10 protein-coding genes, 1 other RNA gene and 2 pseudogenes are annotated in these 10,068 nt (G+C 73.0%); 6 read left to right on the top strand and 7 right to left on the bottom strand.

The window, feature by feature from the left end; all coding sequences use genetic code 11:
- A pseudogene (locus E1281_RS32050) lies at window positions 1-665 on the top strand (hypothetical protein); the annotation flags it as partial.
- 315 nt (window positions 666-980) lie between these two features.
- Window positions 981-3,221, top strand: a complete 2,241-nt coding sequence (locus E1281_RS32045; protein ID WP_243717637.1) for a SulP family inorganic anion transporter — start codon at window positions 981-983, stop codon at window positions 3,219-3,221.
- 98 nt (window positions 3,222-3,319) lie between these two features.
- Here the strand turns inward: E1281_RS32045 and E1281_RS32040 are convergent, their stop codons facing one another.
- The 3 genes and pseudogenes from E1281_RS32040 to E1281_RS42245 all read right to left on the bottom strand — a co-directional run.
- Window positions 3,320-3,541, bottom strand: a complete 222-nt coding sequence (locus tag E1281_RS32040) for a hypothetical protein (RefSeq protein WP_131883458.1) — start codon at window positions 3,539-3,541, stop codon at window positions 3,320-3,322.
- 91 nt (window positions 3,542-3,632) lie between these two features.
- Complete coding sequence (locus E1281_RS42250; protein ID WP_131883457.1) at window positions 3,633-4,004, bottom strand: hypothetical protein; 372 nt, start codon at window positions 4,002-4,004, stop codon at window positions 3,633-3,635.
- A 157-nt stretch (window positions 4,005-4,161) separates the two neighbouring features.
- Window positions 4,162-4,575: pseudogene (locus E1281_RS42245) on the bottom strand (ATP-binding cassette domain-containing protein); the annotation flags it as partial.
- A 306-nt stretch (window positions 4,576-4,881) separates the two neighbouring features.
- On the opposite strand from E1281_RS42245, the gene E1281_RS32025 reads away from it, so the two are divergent.
- Window positions 4,882-5,187 carry a sialidase family protein gene (locus tag E1281_RS32025; RefSeq protein ID WP_131883456.1) on the top strand — a complete coding sequence of 102 codons (306 nt, stop codon included), beginning with the start codon at window positions 4,882-4,884 and terminating at the stop codon, window positions 5,185-5,187.
- 7 nt (window positions 5,188-5,194) lie between these two features.
- Here the strand turns inward: E1281_RS32025 and rnpB are convergent.
- The 4 genes from rnpB to E1281_RS32005 all read right to left on the bottom strand — a co-directional run bounded on the left by rnpB (window position 5,195) and on the right by E1281_RS32005 (window position 8,380).
- Window positions 5,195-5,591, bottom strand: an RNA gene (rnpB, locus tag E1281_RS32020) — RNase P RNA component class A.
- Between the two features lie 67 nt (window positions 5,592-5,658).
- The gene (locus E1281_RS32015; RefSeq protein WP_131883455.1) at window positions 5,659-6,774 is read right to left on the bottom strand and encodes a bifunctional RNase H/acid phosphatase; all 1,116 of its coding nucleotides are present in this window, start codon (window positions 6,772-6,774) and stop codon (window positions 5,659-5,661) included.
- Between the two features lie 44 nt (window positions 6,775-6,818).
- Entirely contained in the window at window positions 6,819-7,562 is a 744-nt protein-coding gene (locus E1281_RS32010; protein WP_131883454.1) for a C4-type zinc ribbon domain-containing protein, read from the bottom strand.
- Window positions 7,559-8,380 carry a Nif3-like dinuclear metal center hexameric protein gene (locus E1281_RS32005; RefSeq protein WP_131883453.1) on the bottom strand — a complete coding sequence of 274 codons (822 nt, stop codon included), beginning with the start codon at window positions 8,378-8,380 and terminating at the stop codon, window positions 7,559-7,561. The genes E1281_RS32010 and E1281_RS32005 overlap by 4 nt, the downstream gene beginning before the upstream one ends.
- A 126-nt stretch (window positions 8,381-8,506) precedes the next feature.
- Between E1281_RS32005 and E1281_RS32000 the strand changes: the two genes are divergently transcribed.
- Genes E1281_RS32000 through E1281_RS31990 form a run of 3 tightly spaced genes read left to right on the top strand, consistent with a single transcriptional unit; the run spans window position 8,507 to window position 9,895 of the window.
- Complete coding sequence (locus tag E1281_RS32000) at window positions 8,507-9,058, top strand: pyridoxamine 5'-phosphate oxidase family protein (RefSeq protein WP_131883452.1); 552 nt, start codon at window positions 8,507-8,509, stop codon at window positions 9,056-9,058.
- Between the two features lie 45 nt (window positions 9,059-9,103).
- On the top strand, window positions 9,104-9,448 hold the full coding sequence (locus E1281_RS31995; RefSeq protein ID WP_131883451.1) for a DUF6191 domain-containing protein: 345 nt from the start codon (window positions 9,104-9,106) through the stop codon (window positions 9,446-9,448).
- Window positions 9,449-9,496: 48 nt separating this feature from the next.
- Window positions 9,497-9,895 (top strand): hypothetical protein, encoded by a 399-nt coding sequence (locus E1281_RS31990; RefSeq protein ID WP_131883450.1) that lies wholly within the window; start codon window positions 9,497-9,499, stop codon window positions 9,893-9,895.
- Window positions 9,896-10,068: the final 173 nt, after the last annotated feature.

Below are 10,068 nucleotides of genomic sequence, written 5' to 3'. Positions count from 1 at the left end.
GCCACAAGCTGCCGACCGTGGACGAACTGCTGCAGCGCATCCAGTCCGACCGGCAGCGGTCGGCGGGCGCGCCCTCGTCCGACGCGGGCGGCTCCTACGGCGGGGGCTCCCTGAACGACCCGCTCGGCGACCCGCTCAGCACCGGCTCGTTCGGCAGCACGGGGAGCACCGGGAACACCGGTCCGTGGGCGTCCGGCGGGCAGCCCGGGGGGTACGACTCCGGGCTCGGCGCCGGCGTGCCGTCCGGCCCGCCGCCCGGCTACGACCCGGGCATGGGCGCGCCGTCCGGCTACGGCCAGGGCCAGCAGAACGACGGCTACCCGACGGCCCCGGCCTACGGCGAGTCGCCCCGCTATGACGACCCGCTCGGCGGCGGCCGGGAGCCCTTCAACGCGTTCGGCGCCCCGGAGAGCGGTTCTTCCGGCGGCGGGGGCGGCGTCTACGGCGACTTCAGCGGCAGCAGCTACAACGGGGGCGACCCGCTCGCCGCCCCCCACGACCCCGGCGCGCAGGGCGGCTACCAGGACCCGAACGCCACGCAGGCGTACGGCAGCGGCTACTACGGCGGCCAGCAGGGCGGCTACCCGCAGGGCGGCCAGCCGAACGACAACGCCCCCTACAGCTCCCGCCAGACGGCCGACGACTGGGAGAACTACCGCCGCTGACACAGCGGCCGGGGACCGCCCGGCCGGCAGAACGATGGAGCGAGGGCCGCCGGATCCATCCGGCGGCCCTCGTCCACTGTGGCGTCCCAGCCGCCCCGTGCCACCCGCCGGAACGCAGCGGACCGGCACCCCGCCCCTCGCGGCCGCGGAAGAGCGCGATCACCGCACGAGCGCGGGCACAGAGAACGAACGCGGGACGAAGCGCGGCCACGAGCACGCGGTGGAATTCGTTGACGCCGGACACGCTCGGGCCGAGGGTCGGGAACGGGCGCGAAACATGGTTATATACATAGAGTGACTTCAAAGATACTCAACGTGTCTAATTTGCGGCGGGATGTTCTTTCCTCGTTCGTCGTGTTCCTCGTCGCGATCCCCCTCTCGCTGGGCATCGCGGTCGCCTCCGGTGCGCCGGTCGCCGCCGGGCTGATCGCCGCCGTCGTCGGCGGGATCGTCGCGGGCCTGATCGGGGGGTCGCCGCTCCAGGTCAGCGGGCCCGCGGCCGGGCTCACCGTGATCGTCGCCGAGCTGGTGCAGACCTACGGCTGGCGCGCCACCTGCACGATCACCCTGCTCGGCGGGCTGCTGCAGATCGGCCTCGGCGCCTGCCGGGTCGCCCGTACCGCGCTCGCCGTCTCCCCCGCCGTCGTGCACGGGATGCTCGCGGGCGTCGGCGTCGTGCTCGTCCTGGCGCAGGTGCACGTGGTGCTCGGCGGCAGCCCGCAGCAGTCGGCGCTCGACAACCTGGGCGAGCTGCCCGGCCAGCTCGCCGATCCGCACACCCATCCGGCGCTGCTCGGCGCGCTGACGATCCTGGTCCTGGCGGGGTGGTCCCGGCTGCCGCGCAACGGGGCGCTGCGCCTGATCCCGGGACCGCTGCCCGCCATCGCCCTCGCGACCCTGGCCGCCTGGGCGCTCGGCTGGAACGCGCAGCGCGTCGTACTGCCGGACACCCTGCTCGGCGACTGGGACGCGCCCGTCCTGCCGCAGGGCTCACCGGCCGGAATCGTCGGCGCCGTCGTCTCCATCGGGCTCGTGGCGGCCGTCGAGTCGCTGCTGTGCAGCGTGGCCATCGACCGGCGGCGCCCGGCCGGCGTCCCGCGCGCCGACCTCGACCGGGACCTGCTCGGCCAGGGGGCCGGGAACGCGGTGTCGGGGTTCCTCGGCGGGCTCCCCATCGCGGGCGTGATCGTCCGCAGCACGGCCAACCTGGAGGCGGGCGCACGCTCCCGGGCGTCCACCGTCCTGCACGGCGTGTGGGTGCTCGTGCTGGCGCTCGCGTTCGGCCCGCTGATCGAGCAGGTGCCGCTGCCCGCGCTCGCGGCGCTGCTGATCGTGCTGGGCGTCAAGCTCATCGACATCGCCCGCATCCGTGACCTCCGTCACCATCGCGAGGCGCCCGCCTACTTCACGACGCTCGTCGGCGTGGTCGTCCTGGGGCTGGGTGAGGGCGTCCTGCTCGGCATCGGGGTCATGGCGGTGCTGGCGCTGCGGCGGCTGACGCGGCTGTCCGTCCGCGCCGAGCAACTCGTCCCCGAGCCGGAGGACGGCCCGGTCCCGATCCGCACGCACGTGGTCGTCGAGGGCACGCTCACCTTCCTCGGCGTCCCGAAGGTGACGCGCCTCCTGCAGGACGTCCCGGCCGGCGCCAGCGTCGACCTCGACCTCAACGTCGACTTCATGGACCACGCCGCGTTCGACGCCATCCACCAGTGGCGGCTCGCGCACGAACGCCAAGGGGGGAGGGTCGACATCGACGAGGTTCACGAGGCTTGGTATGAAAGAGCGGTGACAGGTGACATGTCCTCACCCCGCAAAACGCCTCCGCCTGCCCGCTGGTGGGCACCCTGGGCGAATCGGCGCCGACGCTCCGAGGAGGAGCTCGACGCGCCCGAGGTGTCCCCGGCGGCCGTGCTGCTGGACGGCGTCCGCGAGTACCACGGCCGGACGGCCCGGCTGGTCCGGCCGATCATGGCCGAGCTGGCGATGGAGCAGAAGCCCCAGCATCTGTTCATCACGTGCGTGGACTCGCGCATCGTGCCGAACATCATCACCGCCAGCGGGCCCGGCGACCTGTTCATCAACCGCAACGTGGGCGCCCTGGTCCCGCGGCACGGCTCCCGCACCCGCGACGACTCGGTCGCCGCCACCGTCGAGTACGCCACGAACGTCCTCGACATCCGGACGATCACCGTCTGCGGCCACTCCAACTGCGGTGCGATGGCCGCGCTCCTCGCCGGCGGCACCGAGGTCGAGCATCTGCACGGGCTGTCGCGGTGGCTCAAGCACGGCAACCACAGCCTCGCCCGCTTCCTCGCCACCGACCCGTCGGGGGACGACGAGCCGCCCCTCACCCGCCTCTGCAAGATCAACGTGATGCAGCAGCTCGACAACCTGCTCACCTACCCCTGGCTCCGCAAGCGCGTCGAGTCCGGCGAGATCGAACTGGTCGGCCTGTACCTGGACCTGCAGTCCGCCAACGTCGAGATCCTCGACCGGGGCAAGGGGGCCTTCGTCCCCGTCCCCGACGACGCCCCGCAGTCCTGGACCGTCACCTGACACGGAGGCGCGGGCCGTCCCCCGCCAGGACGGCCCGCGCCTTGGTGTGATCCCGCGTCAGTGCGATTCCGCGCCGGGGTGATCCGGCGTGGCTCCGGTCAGCGGCCCACGAGTTCGTTCTCGCGGCTCGCGAGCCCGTACTCGCGCCGCCCGTTGTCACGCACGTACATCCCCGTCACGCGGCGCGCCCGGCGTGCGCGCCGGTCGGAGGCCGGAAGGAACAGCGCGTCGCGCCGGCTGGCGCGCGAGAAGTCCCACAGGTACACCAGACCCGCCATCCCTCCGGCGAGCACGAGGGCCACGAACACGATGATGAACATCAGCGCTCCTCTCCACGGGGCCCAGCACCCGGCCCCGCCGCCGTCACCGATCAAGGCGATCAGCTCTTAACTGGACAGTAAGCGCGAAACCTCATCCGCTCTGTGTCGTGTGACCCGAACCTGACGAGTCATGTGCCGCTGGACCGTTCGCCGCACCGTTCACCGCACCGTTCACCGCGGCGGCGAACCGGGCCGTGATCCAGCGCGGATCGGTGATCGCGGTGCCGGCCACGACGCAGGTCGCCCCCGCCTCGATCGCCGCGGAGGCCGATGCGGGCGAGTGGTAGCGGCCCTCGGCGACGATCAGCGCACCAGGGAGGGCCCGGCGCAGCGCGCGGACGAGGTCCAGGTCGGGCTCCGCGGGGGGCGGCCCCGGCAGGATGTACCCGGCGAGGGTGGTGGCCACCATGGCCGCCCCCGCCTCGGACGCCGCGATGCCCTCCTGCGTCGCCACGTCCGCCATGAACAGCGCCCCGGCGTCGTGGACGGCATCGATCGACGCCGACGAGCGCGAGGTCGTGCGAGACGAGGACCAGCGCGAACCCGAGTTCGGCGCGTAGCCGCAGCAGCAGCCGCATGACGGCCGCCTGGACGGTGACGTCGAGCGCGGTCGTCGGCTCGTCGGCGACGACGAGCCGCGGATCCCGCGACAGCGCCATCACCGCGATCAGCACCCGCTGGCGCTGCCCGCCCGACAGCTCGTGCGGGTAGCTGCGCAGCGTCCGGTCCGGGTCGAGCCCGACGAGTCCCAGCAGCTCGGCGGGGGTGCGGCTGCCGCCGCGCCGGGTGAGCTGGCGGAGCTGGGCGCGGATCGTCATCGCCGGGTTGAGCGACGACAGCGCGTCCTGGTAGATCATCGCCATGTCGTGGCCGAGCAGCCTGCGCCGCTCGCGGGCGGGCATGGTGCGCAGGTCGCAGCCGTCGAACAGCAGCCGGCCGCCGATCCGGGCGCCGCGCGGCTCCAGTCCCATGACCGCCGGGCTGGTGAGGCTCTTGCCGCAGCCGCTCTCGCCGACCGGCCCGACCACCTCGCCCGGACGGACCCGAGCGTCCTCGTGGACCGCGAGACCGGGAAGGTCTTCGTCTTCTTCACCTACTCCCCGGGCCGGGCATCGGGTTCTGGAGCTCGGTCCCGGGCGACACCTCCACGACGGCGCCGGACAACACCCACATCCGCTACATCACCTCGACCGACAACGGCGCCACCTGGAGCTCCCCGGTCGACCTCAACCCGCACGTCCGCCACCCCACCTGGGCGGGCATGTTCGCCTCGTCCGGACACGGCATCCAGCTCGCCTCCGGCCGCCTCGTCCAGCCCGATCGTCTCCAAGGCCGGGGGCGTGGACCACGCGTCCAACATCTACTCCGACGACAACGGCGCGACCTGGCACAACGGGACGTCCGCCGCGACCGGCGTCAACGAGAGCAAGGCCGTCCAGCGCTCCACCGGCCGGAACGACCTCACCGTCCGCGTCAGCCGCGACGACGGCGCGAGCCGGCCCGAGGCGGCCCTGCTCAAGCCCGGCGCCGCCGGCTACTCCACCATGGCCGTCCTCGCCGACGGCTCCGTCGGCGACCTCTACGAGATCGGCGACACCGGCGGCACCGTCTTCACCCGCTTCGCCCTTCCCTCGATCGAGTCCTAGGGAAGGGCGGACGAGCCGGCCTGTAAGCCGGGTTCTGTGCCCGCCGTCCCGTGAGGGGCGGCGGGTGACGGCCATCCATCTCGGGCCGCCGTTGCCGGCGGCCTCCAGCGGTCTACCCGCAGGCTCGGGCGGGCCGCCCTCGGGCACCTGCGCGGGGCCTCTCGCGACGCCCCTTCTTGACCTTGCTCCAGGTGGGGTTTACCGAGCCGCCCACGTCACCGTGGGCGCTGGTGAGCTCTTACCTCACCGTTTCACCCTTACCACCGGCGGACCGGTGGCGGTCTGCTTTCTGTGGCACTTTCCCGCGGGTCACCCCGGGTCGGCGTTACCGACCACCCTGCCCTGTGGAGCCCGGACTTTCCTCGACGGGGATCGCTCCCCGACGCGGCCGTCCGGCCGGCTCGTCCGCCGTATGTAGACGATATCGGTTCCCGCGTTGTTCCCGGTCCGCGGGAGCGACGGCGGAGCCGGTCAGGCCGGAAGGTGGTGGACGTCGTTGAAGGTGCGAAGGGACGCGGGGCCGTCGGCGTACCAGTCGATGGCCGAGAGCGCCGCCACGCCCAGGTGCATCCGGTAGAGGGACCGCATGGGGGCGCCCAGGGCGTCCTTGACCAGGAGCTTGATGGGGGTGACGTGCGAGACCACCAGGACGGTCTGCTCCCGGTGGCGGACCTTCAGCTTGTCCAGCGCGGTGCCGACGCGGCGGGACACGTGGGCGAAGCTCTCACCGCCCGGCGGCGCGACCTCGGGGTCGGCCAGCCACGCCTTCAGCTCGGCGGGCCAGCCCTCGCCCGCCTCGGCGAACGTGAGCCCCTCCCATTCGCCGAAGTCCGCCTCGCGGAACCCGTCCTCGACGCGGACGTCCAGGCCGGTCACGGCGGCGACCTCGGCGGCGGTGTCGCGGCAGCGCGACAGCGGGGAGGTGACGATCGCGTCCAGACCGCGGTCCTTCAGCGCGAGGGCGGCCGCGCGGGCCTGGGCGAGGCCGTTCGCGGTGAGGGGGACGTCGTTCGTCCCCGCGAAGCGCTTCTCGACCGACAGCGGCGTCTCGCCGTGCCGCAGGAGGAGCGTGGTCATCGGGGTGGCCGACGGCGGCACCCAGCCGGCCGGGGGCGGCTCCGGTTCCCCCGGCGTCTCCTCCACCTTGCGGACCCAGTGCTCACCGCGGGCGGCGGCGTCCATGGCCTCGTTGGCGAGCCGGTCGGCGTGCGCGTTCCGGTTCCGCGGGATCCAGCCGTAGGAGACCGAGCCCAGATCCTGCGCGAGGTCCCGGGCCTGGCGCGCCAGCGGGATCATGTCCGGGTGCTTGATCTTCCATTGCCCGGACATCTGCTCCACGACGAGCTTGGAGTCCATCCGGACCTCGACGCGGGCGGACGGATCGATCCCGGCGGCGGCCGCCAGCCCGGCGATCAGGCCCCGGTACTCGGCCACGTTGTTGGTGGCGCGACCGATCGCCTCGGCGACCTCGGCCAGCACCTCCCCCGTCAGCGCGTCGCGGACGAGGGCCCCGTACCCGGCCGGGCCGGGGTTGCCGCGCGACCCCCCGTCCGCCTCGACGACCAGCTTCCGCCCCCTGGGGCTCACGTCATCGTGGGCGGACGACCCCTCACGCCCCCCGGCGACCCCACTCACAGGCCCGACTCAGGAGTGCGGATCAGGATGCGGCGGCATTCCTCGCAGCGGATCACCTCGTCCTCCGCGGCGTTCCGGATGTTGTTCAGGTCCACGGTGTTGAGGGCCAGGTGGCAGCCCTGGCAGGCGCCGCGGAACAGCTTGGCGGCGCCGACGCCGCCGAACTGGCCGCGCAGCTTCTCGTAGAGGGCGAGGAGATCGTCGGGGATGTCCTTGGCCACGGCGGTGCGCGCGGCGCTGGTCGTCCCGGACTCGGCGTCGATCTCGCGGAAGGCGGCGTCGCGGCGCTCGACGAGCCCCGCGAGCCCGTCCTGCGCGGCGGACTGCTCCGCGCGCAGCGAGGACACCCTGCCCTCCGCCGCCTCCGACCGCTCCATGATCTCCAGTACGACCTCCTCCAGGTCGGACTGGCGGCGCTGCAGCGACTCGATCTCGGCCTGCAGGCTGCTGAGGTCCTTGGCGGAGGTCACCTGGCCGGAGTCGAGCCGCTGCTGGTCGCGGTCGGCGCGGGTGCGGACCTGGTCGACGTCCTGCTCGGCCTTCTTCTGCTCCCGCTGCAGGTCGCCGACCTCGGTCTCGGCCTCCACGATCGCGTCGCGCAGCTCGGTCAGGCGTCCCTCCAGTCCCTCGATCTCCGCCAGCTCGGGAAGCGTGCGGCGGCGGTGGGCCAGCCGGCCCAGCGAGGCGTCGAGCTCCTGCAGGTCGAGAAGGCGGAGCTGGGCTTGCGGTGCGGCTTTCAATGTGCTCCTTCGTCGTGGAGGCGCCACGCGTCGGTGACGAGCGTGGACACCCGGGTCTCCAACTTGCCCGCTTCCGGGGAGACCGCCGCCAGGCGCCGCTCGGCGTCGGCGAGCCACGGCCACTCGGTCGCCCAGTGCGCGGCGTCCACCAGGGCGGGTCCGCCCTCCTCGGTGAACTCCGACGCGGGGTGGTGCCGCAGGTCGGCGGTGAGATAGACGTCGACGCCGGCGGCGCGCGCGGTGCCGAGCAGGGAGTCGCCCGCGCCCCCGCACACGGCGACGGTGCGGACGGTGCGATCCGGGTCGCCCGCCGCGCGCACCCCCCAGGCGGTGGACGGCAGCCCGGCGGCCACCCGTCCGGTGAACTCCCGCAGCGTGACCGGCTCGTCCAGCTCCCCGATCCGGCCGAGGCCGCGGCGGGGATCGTCGTCGGCGGGGACCATCGGACGCAGCCCGCCGGTGAGGCCGACCGCCCGGGCCAGCGCGTCCGAGACGCCGGGATCGGCCCGGTCGGCGTTGGTGTGGGCGGTGTGCAGCGCCACCCCGTTGGCGATCATCCGGTGGACGAGCCGTCCCTTCGGCGTGGTCGCGGCGACCGAGTGCACCCCGCGCAGCAGCAGCGGATGGTGCGTGACCACCAGGCCGGCGCCCCACTCCAGCGCCTCGTCGATCACGGCGGCCACCGGGTCGACCGCGAACAGCACCCGGCCGACCTCCTGGTCAGGGTCGCCGCAGACGAGGCCGACGGCGTCCCAGGACTCCGCCCACGCGGGTGGATAAAGCTCCTCCAGGGCCGTGATGACATGGGATAGGCGCACGTCCCGCAGGCTACCGCGCCGAGCCGCTCCCAACGAGCCACCGAGCGTCACCGCCGGCCCCGGCGTCTGGAACGATGGCCCGGGGGGACAGCAGAAGAGGGACAGCCCGACCGAGGGGAGATTGCCATGTCGGCTTCCGGCGCCGCCGCGGAACCGGAGCCCGTCGAGCCCGTCGAGTCCGTCGAGCCCAAGGCGGAACGCCCGTACATGCCCGGCTACGGCATCGTCGGGCCGGACGAGGGAAGCGGCCTGCTTCCGTGGTCCTGGGCCGTGGAGCAGTTGCGCGCCGCGCGCAACTTCTGGGTGTCCACGGTCCGGCTGGACGGGCGGCCGCACGCCATGCCCGTGTGGGGGGCCTGGTCCGGCGCGGCGCTGCTGTTCAGCAGCAGCGCCCAGTCCCGCAAGCTGGTGAACCTCCGCGCGAACCCCCGGGTGGTGGTGACCACCGAGCAGGCGGAGAATCCGGTCGTCATCGAGGGGATCGCCGAGGTCCTCACCCGGCAGGAGGACCTCCAGCGGTTCATCGACCTGGTCAACTCCAAGTACGCGACCCGATATCGTGTGGACTTCCTGGACCCCGAGGTGAACTCGACCGTGGCCGTGCGGCCGGTGTCGGCGTTCGGGCTCCGGCAGGGGGACTTCACCGGTTCTCCCACCCGGTGGTCGTTCACGACCTGAGCGTCCACCGGGATCAATCTGGACACTCATCGCGTTGGAGAGTGTGTGAAGTCACCCTTTCGCCGCCGTAGGCGCGTCAAGGGCCGGGCCATGGGCAACCGTCCCGAGCCGGCCGAGCAGGAGATCGTCGAATGGCCCCGCGAGGGGACCGGCAAGTCGTCCCTGATGGGCGCGATCCGCGGCGACGGCGAGACCGGCGCCGGGTTCGGCGGCGGCATGTTCGAGGACCTCGCGTCGGCGTTCGAAGGTTCGAAGAAGATCAAGGTCGAGGAGCAGGAGCGGCAGAAGATCCTGCGCGAGGACGACCACGAGCAGACCGGCTCCGGCTCGACCCGCGACGACCTGGACTCCGGCAAGATCCGCATCCGCCGCACCCCGCCCGCCGAATAGCGCCTGAACGATATCGAACATAAGTTCGAATCGGGTTATCCTGGCGCCGTGAGCACCTACGTTCCGCCCGGCTGGCCCGCGCAGGTGCACCCTCCGGGCACCGAGCGCTTCGAGGACACCGCCATGGCCTGGCTGCTCGAGCTCGTCCCGCCCGAGTACCGGCGCTACGGCGTCCTGCGCCGCTACCCCATCGCCCTCGCCCGCATGGCCCGCCAGCACGCGGGCGCGTCCGTGGACGCGGCCCGCGAGGGCTTCCGCACCGCCCGCGTCGACCTCGGCGACGTCGTCCCGCCGCACGGCATCGAGTCCGTCCTGGAGGCCTACCGCCGCGAGGGCGCCCGCCTCGTCGCGCTCGTCCAGGCCGTCGAACTCGTGGAGACCGCCCTCCGCGGCCTCGCCGAACCCGACGATCCCCGACATCGCCGGCCTTTCACCCCGAAGCTGTGACCCTCCCGTTGACGCTGTGTCGCGGCGTGCGCAAACCTTGATCTGATCCTGACGGGAGGCGGGTCCGGTGAGCACACCACCTGGGTGGTACCCAGATCCGGAGTGGATGGGCCGCGAACGCTACTGGGATGGGCAGACCTGGACAGACCAGTCCCGCCCCTACGCGTCCCGCT

Source organism: Actinomadura sp. KC345 (assembly GCF_004348515.1).
GTDB lineage: Bacteria > Actinomycetota > Actinomycetes > Streptosporangiales > Streptosporangiaceae > Spirillospora.
The sequence above is the reverse complement of the archived record's forward strand: the minus strand, read 5'-3'. Positions and strand labels throughout refer to the sequence as shown.

Coding starts and splice junctions, on each gene's coding strand:
- E1281_RS32040 (WP_131883458.1), bottom strand. CDS start 3,541: ATGTTCATCATCGTGTTCGTGGCCCTCGTGCTCGCCGGAGGGATGGCG.
- E1281_RS42250 (WP_131883457.1), bottom strand. CDS start 4,004: ATGGCGGACGTGGCGACGCAGGAGGGCATCGCGGCGTCCGAGGCGGGG.
- E1281_RS32000 (WP_131883452.1), top strand. CDS start 8,507: ATGTCGGCTTCCGGCGCCGCCGCGGAACCGGAGCCCGTCGAGCCCGTC.